Raw genomic sequence first — 22,860 nt, 5'->3', positions numbered from 1 at the left:
TATGTATGTATGTATGTATAAAATAATATTATAGATACATCACCATTTGTAATTTAATCTATTTCGAACAATAGTATATATTCGTCAATTTCCCACTAAACTAATTTACCATGTCACTTATAAATTTAAAGACTACATTATTAATAATATCTATCTCAGCTTTATTATCAGGTTGTGGAAGCGAAGATAGCCCCTCCCCCCCTTCATCTAACCCTGATATGTCAGATGTAAATAATGATATCGACCTTGACCCAGATCATACCACTGATTCTATTGCTTTTCCATATTCAGGTGAGTGTAAAGCACAAGAGCTTATTGAGAATATTTCAACTATAAATTCTCAGGTTGCAAATGGGACTTATGACTGTATGCGTACTTGGTTTTCACCTTCAAAAAATCAAGTTGAACAGTTATTTACCACGCAGGTTTTACATCAAATCAATCAATCGCTTTTGCAAGTTACCAATAATTACCAAGGAAAAGAAGAACAAGCAGAACATATCTATTATCTTGGTGAGTTTATCAAGGCCGCTTACAAAAATCGGCATGATACTTTTTCTAGAGAGCTAGAGCCATTCCCTGATAGTACTGCGATTGCAATCTCAAGTACTATTAAACAATTTCTACGTTCTTCTTTTGCTCTGACAAAAGGACAGATACAACAAGAAGCATTAGGTTCTATGATAATTGTTATCGATAGTACTCGGCAACTCTCAGTGGCTGCTCCCGAAGTATTTTCGATGCTAGATAGTTTCACTCAAGATCTGAGTGAAAGTTATTATTATAGAAAAGCTATCAATAATATTTTTATTTCGATGGCTGGCCACTCCCAAAACAAATCATTTTATGGTGTCGTAGAATCCGATCCAGTATACATAAATAAGCTACAATCATTCATTTTAAATAATTCTTGGGCAATAGGAACTGACTCTGAAGCTCTACTTGGAAATGCCGCACGTGAACTATCAAGACTAGTTAAAACTCATGATGTGATTACAAAAAAAATTGTAATAGATACACTTCAAATTCTTTTACAAGATTACCCATTAGGTGGAAAGTCAGATCGTGTTTGGGTCGGAATCGCAGAGATGGTTAATGCTTATGCTCCTGAGTATAATTCACAATTAGGCTTAGAAAATTCCACAGATAGATTAATGAAAATTGTCATGCCTTTTAGTTATGACTGTCAAGGACCTGCTCAAATTATTGCTCAAGAAATGACAGATAAACAAGCCCAAAAAAGTTGCCAAATCCTAAAAGATGTAGAAACAGATTTTCATATTGTTGCCGCAACTGGCTATCAACCTGTCGCAGATGATTACAGTGAAAATGTCGACGTCATTGCTTTTAAAACGAAAGATGAGTACTCAACCTACTCTAGTTTTTTATTCGGTAATTCAACCAATAATGGGGGGCAGTTCCTCGAACGCGACCCATCAAAGTATGGGAATACTCCTCGATTTGTTGCTTATCAAAATGGATGGGGAGATGAATTTTCCATATTGAATTTAGAACATGAATATGTTCACTATCTAGATGGCCGTTTTAATCAATATGGTGATTTCAGAACCACAATGAAAGAAGGAAGTATTGTGTGGTGGCTGGAAGGCTTCGCGGAATACATGCATTATAAAGACAGCTATTATGCTGCACTATCTTTAGGAAAACAAAAAACTTATTCCCTACTTGATGTTTTTACTACGAGCTATAATGATGATACCAACAGGATTTATCGTTGGGGCTACCTCGCCGTAAGGTTTATGCTTGAAGAGCACCCAGCTGAAGCCACTCAGTTAATGAACCTCGCTCGCTTAGGCCAATACAAAGATTGGGTAACCCTACTAAACCAACTAGGCCCTTTATACAATGATGAGTTCCAAACTTGGTTAGATATAGTTACCGAAAACATTAACGATACTGATACATCAACACCTAAGCCTGCTGCGGATCCAATTTTAATGAATTTAAATAGTAGTCTCGAAGTTAGTGGGGAGCAGCACTCAGAAAAACTATATTACTTAAAGATTCCTGAAGGTTTAACAAGTCTTGAGCTATCAATTACAGGGCGCGGTGATGCCGATATGTATGCATGCTACGGCAAAACATGTCATTACTATGATTATGAGTGGACAAATTTCACAACAGGAAGCAATGAAATAATAGCCATACCAAAAGATGCCAATGGCTATATTAAGTCAGGAAATTACTATATAAGCATTAGTGGGCGTGAGTCTTTTAACGTAAACCTAGAAGCCACGTCCTTTTAGTCCCCCCCTGGTACGAGTTCGAAAAATATTTTCGGACTCGTCATTACTATATAGTCAAGATAATGTTATCTAGATAGCATTATCTTGACTAAAAACCATTACCTTAAGGCCTAAAGCTGGATTTATATCCAAAAACTCCGGTGGATTATTCAACCTAGTGCTGTGCTTAATTAATGGAGCCTCTTCCTTCATAGAATTAATTAAAAAATCAGGGCTGACCGCTGGCGAGTTAACACAAGCTAAAACTTGCCCATTTTCGGTCAATAATTCAGGTAAACGTCGTAATATTTTTTTATAATCTTTTGTTAATGCGAAGCTTCCTTTCTGAAAAGATGGTGGATCAATTACGATTAATTCGTATGGCCCTGCCTTTTTTATTTTTCCCCACGACTTAAAAATATCATGACCTAAGAAGCTAACCTTGCTTGTGTCATGTCCATTTACTCGGTGATTTTCACGTCCTTTATTCAGTGAGCCTTTTGCCATATCTACATTAACCACTTTATTTGCACCACCAGCAATAGCCGCGACTGAGAAGCCACAGGTATATGAAAATAAATTTAATACCTTCTTCTCTTCAGCATTATTTCTTACCCAGTCACGCCCAAAACGCATGTCTAGAAACAAACCAAAGTTCTGGTTTCTGCCTATATCTAGCTGGTATTTTAAACCGCTTTCAATAACCACTGGATTTGCGTTTAATTCACCAAAGATCACCTCAGATGGAGCACCGTCACTATAACGGTGTTGAATTAGAATCGACTTACCTTCTCTTTTATTCCAAATTTCACTCTTTGTTAAAGCAAGTAAACCAGATTTCAGCGCATTAAAAAATTTGTCTTCAACTGGTTTAAAAATGTTCACTACCATCTGGCCTTGTAGCCAATCACATGTCAGTTGCTCTAATCCTTCCCAGTGCTGCCCTCGCCCATGAAAAATACGTCGGATTTCATCAGGGGCGGTATGAAGTTGTTGCTCTATATGTTCAAAAAATACGGGTAGTGCGATTGTTTGCATCTGAAAATCTCTATTACTTATCATTTAGTCGTTAACTTAGGCCAGTTCATCGTCCAAGGCGTCAGCCACTCATCTATATTGCTACTTGTCGGTTGTTCATGCCACTTGGCTCCAAGGTTTATCTGCTCTCTAGGATCGCAAAGGCATTCAAACTCTTCTTGCTGGTATTTGAAACGAATAGCAAAAGCGTGTAAATAACCACGGTCTGATGGCTCACCACAATTATAAATAGGGTCACCAACAATCGCAGAACCTACAGATTTTAATGCCACTCTTATTTGATGGGTACGCCCTGTATACGGCTTACAAAGGAATAACCGCTCACCTGGTAGGGCCGCTTGCGATAAGAATTGAGTGATTGCAGGGTTAACCTGAGTAGTCATTAGCTTCCATGAAGATCGTCTAGAGCGCTCCATATCCCCTTTTACCAACCCCTGTTTCTTCTTCGGTTTTTTGGCTCCGATTGCTAAGTAGTATTTTTCCACTTCGCGATTGGCAAATGCTTGAGATAACGCACTTGCGGCCGTGTGGTGTTTTGCTAATAGAAGAATACCAGAGGTCATTTTGTCTAGGCGGTGGACCAGATAGAGTTTGTCGTCTCCAGTCACTTTAGCCACTTCTTGGAGCAGCATGGTATCACCGTCATCTTTGTGGACGCTGACGTTAGGGTGTTTGTTAATGATTACAAAGTCGGAATGACTAAAGAGTATGTCGAACATGACTGCGCTCCTATAATAGGCGCTTGATTATAGCGATTCCTTGCAGAGATACCACACGAAAAAGCCCCGCAATGGCGAGGCTTTCATTAGAAGTATCGTGTATAAATGGACGCTTTATGCAAAGAAGACCATCAGCATCAGTACTGGGCATACAACACGAACATATAGTGGCCATACTTTCCAGAATAAGCCGCTTTCAATTTCTGGGTAACCTTGCTTAAGCTCTTCTAATACACTGTTACGGTGCCAAATCCAGCCCGCAATCAGCGTTATGAATAGGCCGATAATCGGTTGTGCGTACACAGTCGTTAGCTGAATTACAAAGCCGAACAGATCGCCAAAGTTTAAAACAATCACTGACGATACCACTGTTATTACGGTACCAATCCACGCCACTGCGACTGTTCTGCTCTGTTTAAGCTCCTCAGTCGCACATGCAACTGGCACTTCAAGCATTGAAATAGATGATGTTAAAGCCGCAATAATCATTAGCAGGAAGAACACAAGACTAACAAAGATACCCATTGTGCCCATTGTATCGAACATCGCTGGTAGAACTGCAAACACGAGTGTATCTGAACTTAGTAATGCGCCTGATTCTGAGAAAATTTCTACGCCATTGTTTTTCGCCACAAACATTGCAGGAAGAATCAGCAACCCAGCACCAAATGCAACACCAGTATCAACCAATGCAACCTGCGCTGCGGTTTTAGGTAAGTTCGTATCTTTTTTCAGGTAAGAGCCGTATACCATCATGGTACAAACACCAAGTGATAATGAGAAGAAGGCTTGACCCATTGCACTAACGACAAGATCAGCACTGAAATGTGAGAAATCAGGAACAAGGTACATTTTCAGACCTTCGACAGCACCATCTTGCGTAAAGATGTAGATGATCATCAATCCGAACAGACCAAAAAGCACAGGCATTAAACGAGTTGACCAACGTTCGATACCATCAGCAACGCCACTACGTACTACATACATAGTTAGCAGCATAAATATAACCATCAAAATCAGGTTTCGAGCCGTACCAAAACCCGTTAGCCAATCCGCAGCGTCATTCATACCAAGCAGGTCAAGACCGCTTCCGGCAAAAGAACCAATTAACCAACCAGCAACGATGGCATAAAAGCTTAAAATTAAAGATACCGCTGTCATGCCAGCTAAGCCGACAGCAATCGCACCTGCTTTACCTTTTGGCCATACTGCTTTTAATGATGCAATTGGGTTAGATTGACCGTAACGACCGATAGTCAGTTCAGCGACCAGCATCGGAAATGCAAGCAAGAACACCATCAATAGATAAACAATTAAAAATACCGCGCCACCATTGCTCGCAGCTTGTGTGGGAAATCCCCAAATATTACCTAAACCAACAGCGGAACCCGCTGCGGCCATTATAAAACCAAACTTCGAAGAGAATTGGCCTCTAGAACTACTCGCCATAATAAATGTACCAAAGTTGTGTGTGCGTATTAAGGCGCCTATAGGGTGGTGTAAATTTTAATTTACACTCTAATAAAAATGGATTGGCGCTTGATGTCTAGCAAGTAAACCAGTTTGAGATTAAAATTGGAAGTCCGAACAGTATATTTTTCGGATTACACTCAAGTTTTCACTTTTAAATGTTGGTTTTTTAATCAATCTTTCTTTTTACCTCGCCATTTAACACTTTTCTAACAACAATCCACTGGTAAGAGGTTTCATATCTTCTTGCAATTTTGATCGCATAGAAAATTCCCATTCAAGTAGTTTCGCATTACTATCAGAACTATCTAAACCTACAGAACTTATCTCATGGAACAGCTTTATCATTATCTTACGATCATTGGCGTTGTCCTTTACTGGGTGCTTGTCGCAGGTGTGACCTTGCGTGTGGTTCTAAAACGGAGAGCAGTGAGTGTTTCGTTATCTTGGTTGATGATTATTTACATCATTCCTATTGTTGGTGTGTTCTGTTATTTCCTTTTTGGGGAGCTTAATTTAGGCAGAACACGGGCAGAGCGAGCTCATAAAATGTTCACCCCTTTTGGTAATTGGTTTAATCAGTTAAACGACTGCCAAGCTCACCTTCCTGAGCACATGAGCGTTCATATCACCAAAATTGATGAGCTATGTAATAACCGAATGGGGATCCCAGCTTTGAGTGGTAACTCACTTTCATTGCAAGACTCCCCCGACAAAATATTACGCTCGATAATTCAAGATATTGAAAACGCTCAATCAAGTATTCGGATGGTTTTCTACATTTGGCATCCCGGAGGGTTAGCAGATTCTGTCGCCTCTGCATTGATACAGGCATCTAAGCGAGGGGTGAATGTAAAGCTGTTACTGGATTCAGCCGGAAGCCCGCGATTTTTCCGAAGTCATTGGTTCGGCATGATGAAATCTTCTGGTATTGAGGTAAAGCAAGCACTTGCAGTAAGCCCTATGCGTATATTTTTGCGTCGCTTAGATTTACGTCAACACAGAAAAATTATTGTTATCGATGATAGCATTGCCTATACAGGCTCAATGAACCTGGTTGACCCTGAACATTTCAAACAAGATTCAGGCGTCGGTCAGTGGATTGACATTATGGTGAGGGTCACAGGCCCAACGGTCAATGTTCTTTCCGCGATTCATTGCTGGGATTGGGAAGTGGAGACTGGTGAACGAGTCTTTCCTCAATTACCTGAGTGTACAATTAATACCAATGAGAGCCTTCACCCTATCCAAGTCGTGCCTTCCGGGCCGGGGATGCCTGAAAACCTCATTTTACAAGTCCTCAGTATCGCCATGCATCAAGCCAATGAATCTATTCGAATCACTACACCCTATTTTGTTCCCAGTGCTGATCTATTAGAAACGCTAAAAATGACGGCTCAGCGGGGCGTGAACGTTGAGTTAATCATTCCGCACAAAAACGATTCACTGATGGTCAAGTGGGCATCTCGTGCTTTTTATAGCGAACTATTAGAAGCCGGAGTGAAGATATATGAATTTTATGGCGGTCTATTGCACACCAAATCTGTGGTGATTGATGAGAAGTTTTGCTTAGTCGGAACAGTAAACGTTGATATGCGCAGCTTGTGGCTCAATTTTGAAGTCACTCTCGCTGTGGATGATGAGGCGTTTACTAAAGAACTGTATTGGTTACAGCAGACTTATATTGATAGTTCGCACAGCATATTATTACCGGAATGGAACAAACGATCTGTTTACAACCGCTTTTTTGAACGTGCATTTTATTTATTCAACCCATTGCTCTAATTTCAATTGGTAATAACGCATAACGAATCGTAGCTTGCATTATTCAACCTCAACGTGCTTTATATAAGCATTAACATCACTATGTAAGCTCTCACAGCATTGACTCTGACAAGGAATTCAAATGGCAGAAAAGAAAAAAACTCAATTGATTACCGCTGGCCGCGACAAAAAGTGGACCAATGGCGTGGTAAATCCTCCTATTCAGCGCGCATCTACGATTGTGTTTGATACCGTAGCCGAGAAAAACCACGCAACGATCAATCGAGCGAATAAGACTCTGTTTTATGGTCGCCGTGGCACCAATACTCACTTTGCTTTTCAAGATGCCATGGTTGATGTTGAAGGTGGAGCCGGCTGCGCCCTATTCCCTTGCGGCACCGCTGCTATTTCAAATGCCATTTTATCTTTTGTTGAAACCGGTGATCATATTTTGATGGTAGACACCTGTTACGAACCGACTCGAGATTTCTGTAATACAATAATGAAAAAAATGGGGGTCGAAACCACGTATTACGATCCTCAAATAGGCGAAGATATAAGAACATTGATCAGGCCGAATACCAAAGTTCTGTTCACCGAATCTCCAGGCTCCATCACCATGGAAGTTCAAGATGTTCCGACCCTCGCTCGAATTGCTCATGAGCACGATATTGTCGTTATGCTGGACAATACCTGGGCCGCTGGTGTCAATTTCTCACCATTTGATCATGGTGTCGATATCTCAATTCAAGCCGCAACAAAATACATTGTTGGTCACTCCGATGTCATGCTTGGTACTGCTGTCGCTAATGAGAAATGTTGGGACCAACTTCGAGAGCAGAGTTACCTCATGGGACAATGCGTATCCCCTGATGATGCATACCTCGGACTAAGAGGTATCCGAACTCTTGATGTGCGGATGCGCCAACATGCTAAAAATAGCCTTAAGGTCGCTCAATGGCTTGCAACACGCCCTGAAGTCGATCATGTCCGTCATCCCGCTCTGGAAACATGCCCAGGGCACGAATTCTATGAGCGCGATTTTACTGGTGGAAACGGATTGTTTTCTTTTGTATTGAAAACATCTTACCCACGAGCAACCACCGCGTTACTCGATGGCATGACTCATTTCAGCATGGGTTATTCATGGGGAGGATTCGAAAGTCTGATTTTGGCGAATGAACCTAAAAGTTTCGATAGCTTAAGAACCATTGCGAACCCAAATTTTTCAGGCACACTCATTCGTTTGCACATAGGTTTAGAAGATGTTGAGGACCTCATTGCCGATCTAGAATCAGGGCTTGAACGCTACAACGCTCTTATATCTTAACTCTCTTACATCTTAACCCATTGATATAATATATTTAATTGCGTAAGTGTTGCATTTGAAATCAACACTTACCTTTCTCTATTGTATTCTCATCAGACTGTATTCCTAGCGAGCATCCAAATGATACTTGGGACATGTCACTAAATGATCATTGACCATTCCAGTCGCCTGCATAAATGCATAACAAATGGTCTCACCGACAAATTTAAACCCTTTCTTTTTAAGAAACTTACTCATCGCTTTTGATTGTTCTGTGAACGCTGGAACCTCATCTTGAGAACGCCACTGATTGACGATTGGCTTTCCATCGACAAATTGCCATAACGCTATCTCAAGAGATCCATACTCTTGCTGCAAAGCCAACGCCGCTCTCGCATTACTGTAAACGGATGCAATTTTTCCTTTATGGCGAACCACATCAAAATTTTCAATAATGTAGGGCACATGATCTTCATCGTATTGAGCCAATTTCTCAATGTTATAAGCTTCAAAGGCAGCACGATACCCTTCACGCTTTTTCAGAATCGTAATCCAACTCAACCCTGCTTGCGCCCCTTCTAAGGTAATAAATTCAAATAGCTTGATGTCATCATAAACAGGGACACCCCATTCGGCATCATGATACTCACGGTCTAATTCATGAGTCATCGCCCAAGGGCAAGTATGATCTTCTATATCACTCATATCGTCACCTAACATGATTTAAATTCTTGTTTTATTGTGCACATATACACATGGATAAATATCAAAAAAATGCCTTTAAATGGGTCATTTAAAGGCATAGTCATATAGTAGCGCACCTACTTAGCCAGTGATCTTAATTCGATGAAATAATCGATAGAAAACAGGTACCGCAATCAATGTTAATACCGTTGCAAATCCCAAACCGAACATGATCGTCACCGCCATTGGCTTAAAGAATGTATCCGGCAGCAGCGGAATCATCCCTAAAATAGTGGTTATCGCGGCCATACAAACAGGGCGAACACGGCTTAAAGCGGCATCAACTACCGCGAGATAAGGATCTTTCCCTGAGTGCATTTCAATCTCAATTTGATCGAGTAAAACAATACCGTTTTTCAGCAACATTCCGGATAAGCTTAAGAACCCAAGCAGCGCCATAAAGCCAAATGGTGTATCGAGTAATAGTAGTCCCGTACTTACCCCAATCACTGCCAGAGGAACGGTCAACCATACGATCAGTGGCTCTTTTACAGAATTGAATAAGAATACCGTAATCAAGAACATGAATAGGTAGCCCATTGGCATGGTTTGAAATAGCGAAGCTTGTGCGTCACTAGAGGACTCATACTCTCCTCCCCACTCCAATGAATAGCCCGCGGGCATCTCAATGGCTTCGATTTGTGGTTGCAGCCGCTTCTGTAACGTTGAAGCCGTTTCTTCTCCTAAAATATCGGGATCTGCCATCACCGTTAGCATACGCTTACGATTCTTACGCACAATCAGTGGGTCTTCCCAGCGCATTTCATAACCTTGAGTGATCTGTTGCAGTGGTATGAATTCGCTTAACACTGGGCTCCAAATTTTCATCCCCTCAATGTTTCTGATATCCACCCGTTCATCTTCAGGTAAACGCGCGATAATCGGCATCAGCGTTGTGCCATCACGGTACACACCCACTGATTTACCCGAGAACGACATCATTAAGAATTCATCAACATCAGATTTACTGATCCCGTAACGACGAGCTTGGCTCTCATTAAATTGCGGCTCAAGAACTTTTGTACGTTCACGCCAGTCATGACGAATATTATGCGCACCGCTATCGGCATACATAACATCCATTACCTGCTCTGCCAGTTTACGTAATATTGTCGGATCAGAACCAACTAAACGTGCTTCAATTTTCGCGCCGCCACCGGGACCTAGCTCTACCTGCTTCAACTTAAAGTTAATTTCAGGGAACTGAGATTGTATATGCTCTCTGAAGCGAGCCATTAAGGGTGCCAACACCTCATAACTCTTCACTCTAGTCACAATTTCACCGTATGCGGCATAACTTTTTTCCGAAGCATAAGTCAGCATAAAACGTTGCAGACCTTTACCCGCCGTTGTAGTGACATGAGACACTTCATCTTGCTCTGCTAACCAAGCTTCCAAAACCTTCAATTTTGTATTCGTCGCTCGAATGTCAGTCCCTTCCGGCATCCAAATATCAACCATAAACATCGGAGTAGTTGATGAAGGGAAAAAGGATTGTTTAACCTGTGTAAAGCCATACAAACTCGCAGCTAAGCCAATGACTAACACAGCAACCGTGAGCCACGCTTTATGCATACAAAATTCAAGAAAGTTCTTATAAACAACAAACACCATGCCGTTATATGGGTCAGAATCCTCTCCCTGTTCTGGTGTTTTCTGGCCTTTAAAAAAGATATCGGCAAAGAATGGCGTTAATGATATGGCAGTGAACCAACTTAACATCAATGAGATAAGCAAAACGGTAAACAGTGTTCCACAGTATTCACCTGTAGAATCCTGTGACAAACCAATCGGAGCAAACGCGGTTACGGCGATCACTGTCGCCCCCAATAATGGCCACTTGGTTTGAGTCACGATATCGGTTGCCGCTTGTAATCGAGTTCGTCCTTTTTGCGTACCAATGAGTATCCCTTCTACCACCACAATGGCATTATCCACCAGCATCCCAAGGGCGATAACCAACGCACCTAACGAGATCCTTTGCAGATCGATTTTGAAATACTGCATAAAGACAAACGTACCCAGAACCGTAAGCAACAGTATCAAACCGATCAATAGACCAGAGCGAAGCCCCATAAAGAAGAGCAGAACAATAATAACGATTGCAACGGCTTGCCCAAGACTGATCACAAAACCACTAACGGATTTGTCGACTTCTTTAGGTTGGCTGTAAATTTCACCAATCTCAATCCCTACAGGCTGTTGGAATTTCAGTTCCGCAAGACGACGGTCGAAAGCTTTACCAATTTCAACCACGTTCACTCCAGCAGTAAACGAAACACCAACATTCAGTGCCAACTTTCCGTTGAAATTAATGATATTGCTTGGCACTTCCACATAACCACGCTTCACTTCGGCAACATCGCGTAAGTAGATTAGCCCATCACTGCCGCCATCCGTTAAAATTAAGTCGCCTAACTGGTCTACATCGTCAAATTCACCCGTGGGATGGATACGAATGTACTCATCACCGATGCGGATAGCACCAGCATCGGACACGACATTTTGTGTCGAAAGCAGATTAAAAACAGTGTTTGGTGATAACCCAAGTGAGCTAATTTTCTTCATTGAGATTTCAATAAAGACTTGTTCTTGCTGTTGACCTGACACCGAAACTTTACTCACACCATCAACCAGCTCCAACTCACGTCGTAAATAATCGATATAATCAAGCAGCTCTTTGTAACTGTAGCCTTCACCACTTACCGCCAATAAAATCCCATACACATCACCAAAATCATCAATCACACTTGGGTCATTCACGCCCGGCGGAAGTTGTGATTTGAGATCATTCACTTTACGACGTAATTCATCCCATATTTGCGGAAGATCATCCGGACCATAGCTATTTTTCATGCTTACCGTTATCTGTGATAAGCCGCGACTGGAGAGCGAATTGACTTCATCTACATACGACAACTGCTGGATGGCTTTTTCAAGCGGATAAGTCACCTCTTCTTCCACTTGCTGAGGTGTTGCGCCAGGGTAGGATGTCACGACCATTGCATCTTTAATGGTAAAGGCGGGATCTTCTAAACGTCCAAGTTCAAAAAATGCGGCGACACCACCAATGAGGAAAATCAAAGAGAGCATCCAGCTAATCACTTTATTACGAATAAAATAAGCCGCAACGCCAGTGACATCAGAATCATCTTGTAGTGAAGATGATTGAGGCTTAGGCATGTTTTTTTCTGTTAGATTGCTCATTGATTCACCTCTTGCTGTATCACTTTAACCGCCATTCCATCTCGCAATCGGCTGATACCAGCCATCACTATCTGATCTGAGCCTATTAATCCATCCGTGACTTGAATATGATCTTGGATTGCCTTACCTGTCACCACCTTCTGTTTTCTCACCGTAGAGTCTTCATTTAAAACCCAAACATACATATTTTCACGCTGTAATCCCCCAGCATTGAATATGGCTTCTATCGGAATATTCACCCCTGCGTTCAGGTCGATTTCAATCGACTCCCCTTTTGTTGTCACTTCTACAGCCATGCCATCTAAAATGAACTCTTCTTGAGGCATTGGGAGTGTCAAAGTAACGGTATATGACGCCGTTTTTGGATCAGGTTCCGTGGTGAACTCTTTGATTGAAGCCAAATATTCATTACCACTTGGAACTCGTACAGTGGCTCTCACCTTGGCCAATTTCTCAGGATCAGGTTGCTTCACATAGATTTGGTCTGGAAGTAGTATCATCACCTCCACATCCTTAACGCTATGAATATTAACCACCTGTTGGCCTACTTGAATATTTTCAAATTGATCCACGTTCACTCGTGAAATCATGCCATCAATAGGAGCGCGTAATTTTGTAAATGACAATCGGAGCTTTGCTAACTCAAATTCAGATAATGCGATTTGTCTTTGCGCCGCAAGCTCATCAAATTGTGACTTCGCTAAAAGCCCCTTTTTGACCAAAGGTTTTGAACGTTCAAACTGACTGTTTGCTACCGAGTATTTTGCGCTCGCATTATCGACATCTAACTGATAATCCGTCGGATCAATTTCAGCTAAAATATCGCCTTTTTTTACTCGGTCTCCTTCACGAACATTAAGCTTATTTATTTCTCCTGAAACTCGAAAACTTAAATGCGCTCGTTCGGCAGCATTTGCGACAGCAGGGAAGTACAGGTTATCTTGCATTTCATGGCTACCCGCATCGACCACCTTCACAAGTGGCGTACTAACGACGTCAACCGTTGTGGGTTCTCCACAACCATAAAGTAGTGGCAGCGTGCATAACGCGAATGTCTTGATCAAAATTTTCATATTATAGACCTCGCTCCTTGATCCATTCTCGAACTTTAATGCCCGCTTCAATCTGACTCACTCCAGACGTCACTATCTGATCACCGTCAGTTAAACCAGAAAGTACTTGCCTCTTTTCATTCAACGTTACTTGTACTTTTTCAACAATCCCCTCATCGGAAACACGCCAAACACACGTTTCTCCTTGTTCTTCAAAAATGGCATCTTGTGGAATTCTTGTCGCATTACCTCTCGCAGCAATAGCCGTAACGGAGCCAGACATCCCCGGCAAGATCCCAATATCTTTAGGGCGGTCCATAACCATAGTCACTTTATAAGAGCCTGTTGTTGAATCAGCTTCTGTATCAACCTCTTGAAACGTTAATGGGAAAGACCGTTCTGGGAAAGCATCAAAAACCATAGTGACACTTACTTGGTTGCCGTTAGCAAAGCGATTTAATAATTTATCAGAAATCTGAAAAACGACTTTAAGCACTTCATTGGTTTGAATATTCATCACGCCCTGTTTTGCATCGATGAACTCATTCGTTTTCGCAGGTATGATAGAAATGGTGCCTTTATAGGGCGCGATAAGTCGCGTGTAGCGTAAATTGGCTTGAGCTTGCTCTAAAAGGGCTTTGGCAGAGTTATGGTTGGCTTTTGATTGGTCAAAATCTTGTTCAGACACCACCTTATCAACACGCAACTTTTTCATACGCTGATATTGGACATCCGCAAGTTTAAAGTTGGCTTTAGCTTGCTGCTCTAAAAGGGTGTATTCATCAGGATTAAGCGTCGCAAGAAGTGCGCCTTTTTCAACGGGTTGCCCAGCAAGAACATCAATGGTTTGGAGCTGGCCCGGAACACGAAATGCTAATACCGCTTTATCACCAGCGTCACTGGTGGCAGGAAAGCTTCGTTCAAATTGTGTATTTCCAACCGAGACACGAAACAACTTAGCAGGTCGAGAGTCAGGTTCTGGAACAGGAGGAAGATCTCTTCCACAGCCCGATAGCCCCAACAAAGCTCCAAACAGGAGCAATATCGCTTTGTGCATGATTTATCATCCTTGTTAATGTTCGTAGTATTAACTATTTTTTCTACTTATTAACATAGATGAATCGACGATTGGCTTCCAGTAAATAGCTTGAGAACTATATAAAAAAGAATAAGTTGAGGAGTAGCGCACTCTTCAACTTATTTCGAAGGTTCATTTAATTACAATTGGCCGCTACAACTTATTAAATTCGCGGTTAACTTTAAAAGTGTCAGAAGTCACATATGCTTCCATGTCTCGCACTTTAGTTTCGATTTGATTAAATTCTTGCTCCAACGTTTTCAGCAGAGCATCCGCCGTTTTTCCTTGCTGCCAAGGTTTGCTTTTCAAGGTATGTTCTTGCTGAGATTTTAAGCTTTCGACATATTGCACTGGTTGTTTTTCCAGCATCAACGTCATGGCAATATAAGCTAATAACACTAAGAAACTACCACCAAGCAGAGCGGCTGAAATGACTAGGATTCGAATCAACCATACTTCTGAACCGAAATAGTTCGCCAAACCCGCACATACACCCGATATTTTCCCATTTTCAGTATCTCGGTAGAGCTCTCGCTTAGTCATAATTTCGTCTCCAATTAGGTGACTCCGCATCAAGGATACGCTCTAGCGTTTCGACTCTAGATTGCATCGACTCCGCTTTTTCAGACAAGGTTTGTAACCTTTGATAATCTTCGCTCGATAAGCCATTTTCCGATTTTCGCTTACCTCTGTAATGTAAAAACAGCCATAGCGGAGCAACAAAAATCAGAAAAACAATTAATGGGCCTGCTATAAAAAATGATGACATAATCCACTCCTAACCTTTTATTATTCAAAGCTATCTAGCTGCTTTCTTGTTTAAAGCAGCCAAGTGATGAACCGCTTTAAATTATTTGTTTTGTTGCTCAACTTGTTGCTTCAGTTTCGCTAATTCTTTCTCTATTTCATCATTAGCTTGCAACTCAGCAAACTCTTGGTCAAGTGACTTCGCAGTACCCGATTTTGCATACACATCAGCCTCCGCCTCTAACTCATCCACTTTACGCGAGTATTGCTCAAACTTTGCCATCGCTTCATGACTTCGGCTTGAATGCAGATGTTTTTGTACATCACGACGATTTGACGCCGCTTGATTACGAATAGCTAACGCTTGTTGCTTCGCTCGTGTTTCGGTAATTTTAGTCTCAAGCTTACCAATTTCATCGGTAAGTTTGGTGATGGTTTCTTCGACGAGTGTCTGCTCAGTGTGTAAACCCTTAATAATATCTTCGAGTTTCTGCTTTTCAATCAGCGCTGCACGAGCAAGATCTTCACGCTGTTTCGTTAATGCTAATGTGGCTTTTTGTTGCCAATCATTAATTTGATCGGCCATTGCTTCCACTCGACGCGCTAACTCTTTTTTATCAGCAATGGCTTTTGCTGAGTTAGTTCTCACTTCTACTAAAGTGTCTTCCATCTCTTGGATAATAAGGCGAATCATTTTTTCAGGATCTTCAGCCTTATCCAGCAATGCGCCAATGTTTGAATTTACGATATCTGCAAAACGAGAAAAAATACCCATGGTGGTTCCCCTTATTAATGTTAAATCTTCAATACACCTGTTTATGTATATTGTTATATAACCAATAACCATGCCAATATTATAGTTATTTAAAAACAATAAGTTACAAGAAAGCAAGGAATGCACCCAATCCATGCTATGATGAATTTAACCTATTGTTGGTAAATTTAGCCACACAGGAGCCAAGCTCAAATGAAACAGAACTTAATCGGTGAATCACCTGCTTTTCTCGCGGTGTTGGACAAAGTATCGAAACTGGCTCCAATCCAAAGACCAATACTGATTATTGGTGAGCGAGGAACAGGCAAAGAACTCATTGCTCAGCGACTACACTATCTCTCTAAACGCTGGGATCAACCGCTAGTTTCGCTCAATTGTTCAACATTAAGCGAAGGGTTAATTGACTCGGAACTTTTTGGACATGAGTCTGGAGCATTTACTGGGGCAAAAGGCCGTCATCAAGGCCGATTTGAACGGGCAGAAGGTGGTACTCTATTTTTAGATGAACTCGCTACTGCGCCACTTTCCGTACAAGAGAAACTTTTACGGGTAATTGAATATGGTCAGTATGAACGAGTCGGTGGCCAAAAAGTCCTGAGTGCAGATGTCAGATTGGTGTGTGCGACGAATGCCAACTTACCCCAACTCGCAAGGACTGGCGAATTTAGAGCCGATTTATTAGATAGGCTAGCCTTTGATGTTATCAATTTACCACCACTGCGAGAGCGTAAAGAGGATATATTGCTTCTGGCTGAATACTACGCGATAAAAATGTGTAGAGAACTCCAACTGGAGCTATTTTCAGGGTTCACTGAAAGCGCTGTCAATGAGTTACTCGCTTACCCTTGGCCCGGTAATGTTCGAGAACTGAAAAATGTTATCGAACGAGCGGTATATCAAAATGGGACCTCACAATATGCCATTGATGAGTTGATATTTGACCCATTCATACCTCATTGGGATAGCCAAGAATCAGATGTTATCGATGACAGTTCGACAGATGAACAGGCTTTTTCTTTCCCATTAAACTACAAGTTATGGCAAGAACAGCAAGATAAAGTACTGCTGAATCAGGTCCTCAAGCAGAGTAAATTTAATCAACGTCAAGCCGCAGAGTTACTGGGATTAAGCTATCATCAGTTAAGAGGCATGATCCGAAAATATGGGCTCAATGGCTCTTCAGGTGAGTAATCTGGCTAAAATCCCATCAAAAATAGTCGAAGTAAAACAAAACCGAATAACTGCTTGCTATATATGATTATTGTGATTGGTGCAGCTTGCTTAAAAATGGTAAATTAGTGGGATCTTGAAGTATGAGATCGTATCTCCAATAACTTCGTTCATTAAAAAATTTCTTTCTATGAAAGCACTCTTAAAACTTACCTTTGGATTATTCACTTTAAGCCTACTTTCTGGCTGTGGTGAAGAGATTGACCACAACGAAATTCGTCAGAACGGATTCGTATTTTGTGGCCAAGGTAACCCTAGTACCTTTAATCCACAACTGATCGACAGTGGCATCACTGCCGATGCACTTAGCCCACAGATATTTGATACTCTGCTTCAGCTTGATCCTGAAACACTTCAACCTACGCCAAACATCGCAACCAGTTGGACAACCAATGACGATGGCACTGAGTATACGTTTACCTTACGTAATAATGTTTGGTTCCAAACAACAGATTGGTTTACTCCTACTCGTGCTATGAATGCCAATGATGTGGTATTCAGTTTTCGACGTATTATTGATCCTAACCACCCTTTTCACCTTGTTGGTCAGAGTGCGTATCCTTGGTTCACTAGTCTTGATTTCCAAAATCTTCTTGTTGATGTACAAGCGCTCGATGAACACACGGTTAAATTTACGCTAAGCCGTGCTGATAATTCATTTTTATCCAATATCTCGACCAGCCATTCCGTTATTCTTTCCGCCGAATATGGGCGTGAATTGGCTGCAAAAGATGAGAAAAACCAGATAGATTCGCACCCTATTGGAAGTGGGCCATTCTATTTAGATGAATACCAAGTCAATGATTTGATCCGTCTTAAAAAGCACGATAATTATTGGCGTGGTGAGGTAAAAATGGATCAAGTGGTGTTTGACATCTCCCATAGAGGCACAGGAACTCTCGCCAAATTACTGCGTAAAGAGTGCGATGTTTTAAGCTCGCCGATTTCAAGCCAGATCCCTATTATCCAAAAGCAAGCGGATTTAGAGTTGACCGCAAAGCCCGCAATGAATGTCTCTTTTATAGCGTTAAATACCACTCATGAAGCATTGAATGATCCTCGCGTAAGAAAAGCGTTAAATCTGGCTATCAACCGTCAAAATATTTTAGATTCAGTGTATTACGGAACAGGTAGCAAGGCATACACTCTACTACCACCGAACTCTTGGGCTTACCAAAAAGATACCGTCCAAATTCGCTACGATAAGAATTACGCACTGGCTTTACTGCGAGAAGCGGGGGTTGACTCTGGCCTTGAACTCTCTATGTGGGTTCCTCTAGAACCGAGAGCATACAACCCTAGCCCACGTAAGACGTCCGAGTTGATACAGGCTAATTTTGCCGATATTGGCATTAAGCTTAATCTGTTAACGGATGATCGTTTTAATCGAACAGAATTAACCAACATTTCGGATTTCGACTTGCTTTTAACTGGCTGGATTGGTGACACGGGTGATCCTGATAACTTTTTACGCCCTCTTCTTTCATGCGGCTCGGAACGTGCTGGGCTGAATGTTTCAATGTGGTGTAATTCTGATTTTGACTTTTTACTCGATCTAGCTTTAGAGGCAAATGAACAGCGTTATCGCTTTAATCTATATAAACAGGCTCAAAATATTTTGAATGAAGAATTCCCAGTCATTCCTCTCGCTCACGGTGTTCAATTCCAAGTGCATGATAAATCGTTATCTGGCTTTCGCGTCAATCCTTTTAACGTTCAACCATTTGATTTAGTCGAGAGGAGCGAATAGATGTTTTGGTATACGGTTCGTAGGCTTAATCTCTTTATCATTACTTTAGCAATATTAACCATCGTGGGTTATTCACTCCTTCGTCTAGATACAACGTCTCACTGGGCGCTACAAGAATTTTGGCTAGGTTGGTTCTCCTACATTCAAGAACTCATCCAACTCAACTTTGGCGTGAATAAAAGCGGTGTTTTAATCAGCACGGAATTAGCGGTTGTTTTCCCTGCAACTCTGGAATTATGCTTAGTCGCCTTTATTCTTTCACTGTTTGTGGGTATTCCACTTGGGACGTTAGCAGGAATGCGTCAAGGCAAGTGGATTGATACCGCAATCTCATTCACCTCTATGTCTGGTTACTCTGCGCCTATTTTTTGGGTTGCCCTACTCATGATCATGGTTTTTTCTCTTCACTTTGAAATGTTTCCTGTCGCTGGGCGTTACGATTTACTTTACGAAATTGACCATGTTACAGGTTTCGCCATCATCGATGCATTCATGGCAAAAGGTAATTACCGTGCTCATGCCTTGCAAAGTGTTTTAGAGCATATGATTTTGCCTTGCTTGGTTTTGGCATTAGCGCCGACAACGCAAGTTATTCGTCTTATGCGCGCATCGGTCGCGGAAGTGATGACTCAAAACTATATTCGAGCCGCACGTATCAAAGGTCTAACAAGCCACGAAATCGTTACTCAACATGTACTCAGAAACGCCATTCCACCAATCATTCCTAAATTTGGTGTGCAACTATCAAGTATGCTGACGCTGGCGATTATTACTGAATCCATTTTTAATTGGCCCGGAATTGGTCGTTGGCTGCTTGATGCTTTATCCAATCAAGATTATGTCTCTATTCAGGCGGGCGTGATCGTCGTGGCAACTCTAGTTCTCACTGCAAATATTCTGTCAGATCTTGTGGGTGCGATGATCAACCCTCTAGTAAGGAAAGAGTGGTATGCTAACAAGTAGTGTTTATCAAGAAGAACAGATTCCAACGCAATTTGAGCGTTTTTGGCGCAGCTACAAAGCCAACAGTTTGGCGATGTTTGGTCTATGGTGCCTGCTATTTTTAATCTTAGTCACTCTTTTATCTCCTTGGCTAGCCCCTCATGATGCACAAGCTCAAACGGGGGAATTGCTCATTCCACCATCTTGGAACCCTGCTGGAACCGTTGAATATTTTCTAGGTACAGACGATCTAGGGCGAGATATTTTGTCGCGACTGATCATCGGTTCTCAGCTTACATTTGGCGCAGCTATCATCATTACCACCATTGCCGGAGTCATCGGCTGCATTGTTGGTGTGTTTGCCGGTATGACTAAAGGGTTACTTTCAAGTACGCTCAATCACCTACTTGATACCGTGATGTCTATACCGTCTCTGTTACTTGCGATTATTTTTGTAGCTTTCCTTGGTTTTGGTGAGTTCAACATTCTGCTTGCGATAGGTTTAGCTCTTGTTCCGCGGTTTATTCGCTCAATCTATATTGCTGTACATAACGAAGTTGAAAAAGATTACATCATGGCAGCCCGACTCGACGGTGCAAACGACTTTTACCTATTGTGGAACTCCATTTTACCTAACGTATTAACTGTCATCGCCGCCGAAAGTACGTTGGCACTTTCCATCGCAATTTTAGACATTACCGCTCTAGGATTCTTAGGTTTAGGCGCTCAAGCCCCAAGCACAGAATGGGGGGCAATTTTAGGTGACTCTGTTGAACTCATCTACCTTGCACCTTGGACTGTCACGCTTCCAGGTCTTGCGATCATGTTTGCGGTTATTATCATTAACTTAGTTGGTGAAGGTGTCCGACAAGCTCTTAATGCAGGAATCGAATAATGCCATTACTAGATATTCGACATTTAACGATCGAAATTGAAACGCCTCAAGGAACCGTTAAGGCGGTTGATCGTATGAGTTTAACCTTGAATGAAGGTGAAATTCGTGGGCTTGTGGGAGAGTCAGGTTCAGGAAAAAGCTTAGTCGCAAAAGCCATTGTTGGTGTATGTAAAGATAATTGGAAAGTGACGGCTGACCGCATGCGCATGGGCAGTATTGATCTATTGCAACTCACCCCAAGAGAGCGTCGAAGAGTCATTTCACGAGATATTGCGATGATATTCCAAGAGCCCTCAACATGCCTAGACCCTTCCGAAGAAGTTGGCAAGCAATTGATCGAATCGATCCCTTCAAAGTCATTTGATGGCAAATGGTGGGAGCGTTTCAAATGGCGTAAAAAGCAAGCCATTGCACTGCTGCATAAAGTGGGCATAAAAGAACATACTCGAATTATGGGCAGCTACCCATATGAATTGACGGATGGTGAGTGTCAGAAAATCATGATTGCGATGGCGATTGCAACCAAGCCAAAATTATTGATTGCTGATGAACCAACCAACGACTTAGATCCAATCACTCAATCTCAGATTTTGCGTTTGCTGAGCCGTATGAACCAAATTAATAACACAACGATTGTTCTTATTGGCCATGATTTAACGACCATCACCCAATGGGCCAACCGCATTACGGTTATGTATTGTGGGCAATCGGTTGAGTCTGCCGATACAAGAAAAATCCTTGATGTACCGAAACATCCTTATACGGTTGCTTTACTTAAGGCGATGCCCGATTTTGGAGAGTGGATCCCACACAAAGAGAAACTTCAATCTCTTCCTGGTTCAATACCACCCCTTCAGCACTTGCCTATTGGTTGCCGACTCGGGCCTCGTTGTCCATACGCACAAAGACAATGTGTTGAAATCCCTTATGCAAGACGAATCAAAAATCATAAGTTCAGTTGCCACTTCCCACTCAACATGGATAAAAAATCATGAGTGCATTACTTGAAGTTGACGGTCTTTCAAAAGATTTCGTAACGCGTTCAGGCCTATTTCGAAAGAAAATACATCAGGCTGTTAAACCCGTAAGTTTTAGCTTAGAAGCGGGTCAAACGATAGGTTTTATCGGTCAAAATGGCTCGGGTAAATCGACAATTGCAAGAATGCTTTCGGGAATGATTGAACCAACCTCAGGCGAAATTCGTGTCAATGGCGAAAAGTTAGAACACAAAGATTATTCAACGCGCTGCAAGCTTATACGAATGATCTTCCAAGATCCGAATACGTCGTTGAACCCAAGAATTCAAATTGGTCGAATTCTTGAGGGGCCTCTGAAGCGAAATACCAATATGCCTCCTGAAGCGAGAATGCGCCGCGTGAAAGACACGTTGCTAAGAGTTGGTCTACTGCCAGAGCATGCTTATTTCTATCCGCAAATGCTCGCAACAGGCCAGAAGCAGAGAGTATGCTTGGCAAGAGCGTTAATCCTTCAACCTTCCATTATTGTTGCAGATGAAGCTCTTAATGGTTTGGACATGGCGATGCGTTCGCAGATCATTAACCTATTTCTTGAACTTCAAGAAGAGATGGGCGTCTCTTTTATTTATGTCTCTCAACATATTGGGATCGTGAAACATATTACCGACCAAATTATGGTAATGGATAAAGGTGAAGTTGTTGAATCTGGCGACACTCACGAGGTATTGACCAACCCAAGCCACCAAATTACCCAACGTTTGGTTGAAAGCCATTTCTATAAAGCGCCAAATCATTAACGCCAAAATCTCTGTATTAAGATCTAGGTTTAGGTTTAGGTTATCAATAGTAAAAACCCCTGTTAGCTTGCCAACAGGGGTTTATCAGTTAATGAATACTTTCTATAGGTATCGGAAAGT

General features: G+C 41.8%; 19 protein-coding genes. 9 read left to right on the top strand and 10 right to left on the bottom strand.

Features of this window, described 5'->3' with window-relative positions; genetic code table 11:
- Nucleotides 1-110: 110 nt before the first annotated feature.
- A complete protein-coding gene (locus FCV43_RS15035) occupies nucleotides 111-2,267 on the top strand; it encodes a M9 family metallopeptidase (protein WP_170961670.1) in 2,157 nt (718 codons plus the stop codon).
- Nucleotides 2,268-2,336: 69 nt separating this feature from the next.
- Here FCV43_RS15035 and FCV43_RS15030 read toward each other — a convergent pair whose 3' ends face one another.
- From FCV43_RS15030 to FCV43_RS15020, 3 genes are all read right to left on the bottom strand, one after another.
- Complete coding sequence (locus FCV43_RS15030) at nucleotides 2,337-3,284, bottom strand: class I SAM-dependent methyltransferase (RefSeq protein WP_136995660.1); 948 nt, start codon at nucleotides 3,282-3,284, stop codon at nucleotides 2,337-2,339.
- Nucleotides 3,285-3,304: 20 nt separating this feature from the next.
- Nucleotides 3,305-4,003, bottom strand: a complete 699-nt coding sequence (locus FCV43_RS15025; protein WP_136995659.1) for a TIGR01621 family pseudouridine synthase — start codon at nucleotides 4,001-4,003, stop codon at nucleotides 3,305-3,307.
- A gap of 114 nt (nucleotides 4,004-4,117) precedes the next feature.
- Nucleotides 4,118-5,452: a sodium-dependent transporter gene (locus tag FCV43_RS15020; RefSeq protein ID WP_113795968.1), complete on the bottom strand. Its 1,335-nt coding sequence runs from the start codon at nucleotides 5,450-5,452 to the stop codon at nucleotides 4,118-4,120.
- A gap of 351 nt (nucleotides 5,453-5,803) precedes the next feature.
- Between FCV43_RS15020 and cls the strand changes: the two genes are divergently transcribed.
- Together cls and FCV43_RS15010 are read left to right on the top strand one after the other, a co-directional pair.
- Nucleotides 5,804-7,258: a cardiolipin synthase gene (gene cls / locus FCV43_RS15015; protein ID WP_113795967.1), complete on the top strand. Its 1,455-nt coding sequence runs from the start codon at nucleotides 5,804-5,806 to the stop codon at nucleotides 7,256-7,258.
- A gap of 121 nt (nucleotides 7,259-7,379) precedes the next feature.
- Nucleotides 7,380-8,567 carry a cystathionine beta-lyase gene (locus FCV43_RS15010; RefSeq protein WP_136995658.1) on the top strand — a complete coding sequence of 396 codons (1,188 nt, stop codon included), beginning with the start codon at nucleotides 7,380-7,382 and terminating at the stop codon, nucleotides 8,565-8,567.
- 105 nt (nucleotides 8,568-8,672) lie between these two features.
- On the opposite strand, the gene FCV43_RS15005 is transcribed toward FCV43_RS15010, so the two are convergent.
- From FCV43_RS15005 to pspA, 7 genes are all read right to left on the bottom strand, one after another.
- Nucleotides 8,673-9,251 carry a DNA-3-methyladenine glycosylase I gene (locus FCV43_RS15005; protein WP_136995657.1) on the bottom strand — a complete coding sequence of 193 codons (579 nt, stop codon included), beginning with the start codon at nucleotides 9,249-9,251 and terminating at the stop codon, nucleotides 8,673-8,675.
- A gap of 120 nt (nucleotides 9,252-9,371) precedes the next feature.
- Nucleotides 9,372-12,473 carry an efflux RND transporter permease subunit gene (locus FCV43_RS15000; RefSeq protein WP_136995661.1) on the bottom strand — a complete coding sequence of 1,034 codons (3,102 nt, stop codon included), beginning with the start codon at nucleotides 12,471-12,473 and terminating at the stop codon, nucleotides 9,372-9,374.
- Nucleotides 12,474-12,493: 20 nt separating this feature from the next.
- Nucleotides 12,494-13,570, bottom strand: coding sequence for an efflux RND transporter periplasmic adaptor subunit (locus FCV43_RS14995; RefSeq protein WP_136995656.1), 1,077 nt, complete (start codon nucleotides 13,568-13,570; stop codon nucleotides 12,494-12,496).
- Nucleotide 13,571: 1 nt separating this feature from the next.
- Complete coding sequence (locus tag FCV43_RS14990; protein WP_136995655.1) at nucleotides 13,572-14,606, bottom strand: efflux RND transporter periplasmic adaptor subunit; 1,035 nt, start codon at nucleotides 14,604-14,606, stop codon at nucleotides 13,572-13,574.
- A 174-nt stretch (nucleotides 14,607-14,780) separates the two neighbouring features.
- Nucleotides 14,781-15,170 (bottom strand): envelope stress response membrane protein PspC, encoded by a 390-nt coding sequence (gene pspC / locus FCV43_RS14985; protein WP_017054737.1) that lies wholly within the window; start codon nucleotides 15,168-15,170, stop codon nucleotides 14,781-14,783.
- Nucleotides 15,163-15,396, bottom strand: coding sequence for an envelope stress response membrane protein PspB (pspB, locus tag FCV43_RS14980; RefSeq protein ID WP_017054736.1), 234 nt, complete (start codon nucleotides 15,394-15,396; stop codon nucleotides 15,163-15,165). The genes pspC and pspB overlap by 8 nt, the downstream gene beginning before the upstream one ends.
- An 81-nt stretch (nucleotides 15,397-15,477) precedes the next feature.
- Nucleotides 15,478-16,149, bottom strand: a complete 672-nt coding sequence (gene pspA / locus FCV43_RS14975) for a phage shock protein PspA (RefSeq protein ID WP_017054735.1) — start codon at nucleotides 16,147-16,149, stop codon at nucleotides 15,478-15,480.
- Nucleotides 16,150-16,341: 192 nt separating this feature from the next.
- Here pspA and pspF point away from each other — a divergent pair, with 192 nt between their 5' ends.
- From pspF to FCV43_RS14945, 6 genes are all read left to right on the top strand, one after another.
- Nucleotides 16,342-17,340, top strand: coding sequence for a phage shock protein operon transcriptional activator (gene pspF / locus FCV43_RS14970; protein ID WP_136995654.1), 999 nt, complete (start codon nucleotides 16,342-16,344; stop codon nucleotides 17,338-17,340).
- 169 nt (nucleotides 17,341-17,509) lie between these two features.
- Entirely contained in the window at nucleotides 17,510-19,129 is a 1,620-nt protein-coding gene (sapA, locus tag FCV43_RS14965; RefSeq protein WP_029203576.1) for an ABC transporter substrate-binding protein SapA, read from the top strand.
- A complete protein-coding gene (locus tag FCV43_RS14960; RefSeq protein ID WP_017054732.1) occupies nucleotides 19,130-20,092 on the top strand; it encodes an ABC transporter permease in 963 nt (320 codons plus the stop codon).
- Nucleotides 20,079-20,966 carry a putrescine export ABC transporter permease SapC gene (gene sapC / locus FCV43_RS14955; protein WP_017054731.1) on the top strand — a complete coding sequence of 296 codons (888 nt, stop codon included), beginning with the start codon at nucleotides 20,079-20,081 and terminating at the stop codon, nucleotides 20,964-20,966. The genes FCV43_RS14960 and sapC overlap by 14 nt, the downstream gene beginning before the upstream one ends.
- Complete coding sequence (locus FCV43_RS14950; protein ID WP_017054730.1) at nucleotides 20,966-21,961, top strand: oligopeptide/dipeptide ABC transporter ATP-binding protein; 996 nt, start codon at nucleotides 20,966-20,968, stop codon at nucleotides 21,959-21,961. Before sapC ends, FCV43_RS14950 begins: the two co-directional genes overlap by 1 nt.
- Nucleotides 21,958-22,740, top strand: coding sequence for a peptide ABC transporter ATP-binding protein (locus FCV43_RS14945; protein WP_017054729.1), 783 nt, complete (start codon nucleotides 21,958-21,960; stop codon nucleotides 22,738-22,740). Before FCV43_RS14950 ends, FCV43_RS14945 begins: the two co-directional genes overlap by 4 nt.
- Nucleotides 22,741-22,860 lie beyond the last annotated feature (120 nt).

The sequence above is a fragment of the Vibrio genomosp. F6 genome, from assembly GCF_005146325.1.
GTDB lineage: Bacteria > Pseudomonadota > Gammaproteobacteria > Enterobacterales > Vibrionaceae > Vibrio > Vibrio cortegadensis.
Note: the sequence above shows the minus strand (reverse complement) of the source record. Positions and strands in the feature narration are given on the sequence as shown.

Coding starts and splice junctions, on each gene's coding strand:
- pspC (WP_017054737.1), bottom strand. CDS start 15,170: ATGACTAAGCGAGAGCTCTACCGAGATACTGAAAATGGGAAAATATCG.
- FCV43_RS14945 (WP_017054729.1), top strand. CDS start 21,958: ATGAGTGCATTACTTGAAGTTGACGGTCTTTCAAAAGATTTCGTAACG.
- FCV43_RS15030 (WP_136995660.1), bottom strand. CDS start 3,284: ATGCAAACAATCGCACTACCCGTATTTTTTGAACATATAGAGCAACAA.
- FCV43_RS15000 (WP_136995661.1), bottom strand. CDS start 12,473: ATGCCTAAGCCTCAATCATCTTCACTACAAGATGATTCTGATGTCACT.
- FCV43_RS15005 (WP_136995657.1), bottom strand. CDS start 9,251: ATGAGTGATATAGAAGATCATACTTGCCCTTGGGCGATGACTCATGAA.
- FCV43_RS15035 (WP_170961670.1), top strand. CDS start 111: ATGTCACTTATAAATTTAAAGACTACATTATTAATAATATCTATCTCA.
- FCV43_RS14990 (WP_136995655.1), bottom strand. CDS start 14,606: ATGCACAAAGCGATATTGCTCCTGTTTGGAGCTTTGTTGGGGCTATCG.
- FCV43_RS14950 (WP_017054730.1), top strand. CDS start 20,966: ATGCCATTACTAGATATTCGACATTTAACGATCGAAATTGAAACGCCT.
- FCV43_RS15010 (WP_136995658.1), top strand. CDS start 7,380: ATGGCAGAAAAGAAAAAAACTCAATTGATTACCGCTGGCCGCGACAAA.
- FCV43_RS14995 (WP_136995656.1), bottom strand. CDS start 13,570: ATGAAAATTTTGATCAAGACATTCGCGTTATGCACGCTGCCACTACTT.
- pspF (WP_136995654.1), top strand. CDS start 16,342: ATGAAACAGAACTTAATCGGTGAATCACCTGCTTTTCTCGCGGTGTTG.
- pspA (WP_017054735.1), bottom strand. CDS start 16,149: ATGGGTATTTTTTCTCGTTTTGCAGATATCGTAAATTCAAACATTGGC.
- pspB (WP_017054736.1), bottom strand. CDS start 15,396: ATGTCATCATTTTTTATAGCAGGCCCATTAATTGTTTTTCTGATTTTT.
- FCV43_RS14960 (WP_017054732.1), top strand. CDS start 19,130: ATGTTTTGGTATACGGTTCGTAGGCTTAATCTCTTTATCATTACTTTA.
- sapA (WP_029203576.1), top strand. CDS start 17,510: ATGAAAGCACTCTTAAAACTTACCTTTGGATTATTCACTTTAAGCCTA.
- cls (WP_113795967.1), top strand. CDS start 5,804: ATGGAACAGCTTTATCATTATCTTACGATCATTGGCGTTGTCCTTTAC.
- sapC (WP_017054731.1), top strand. CDS start 20,079: ATGCTAACAAGTAGTGTTTATCAAGAAGAACAGATTCCAACGCAATTT.
- FCV43_RS15020 (WP_113795968.1), bottom strand. CDS start 5,452: ATGGCGAGTAGTTCTAGAGGCCAATTCTCTTCGAAGTTTGGTTTTATA.
- FCV43_RS15025 (WP_136995659.1), bottom strand. CDS start 4,003: ATGTTCGACATACTCTTTAGTCATTCCGACTTTGTAATCATTAACAAA.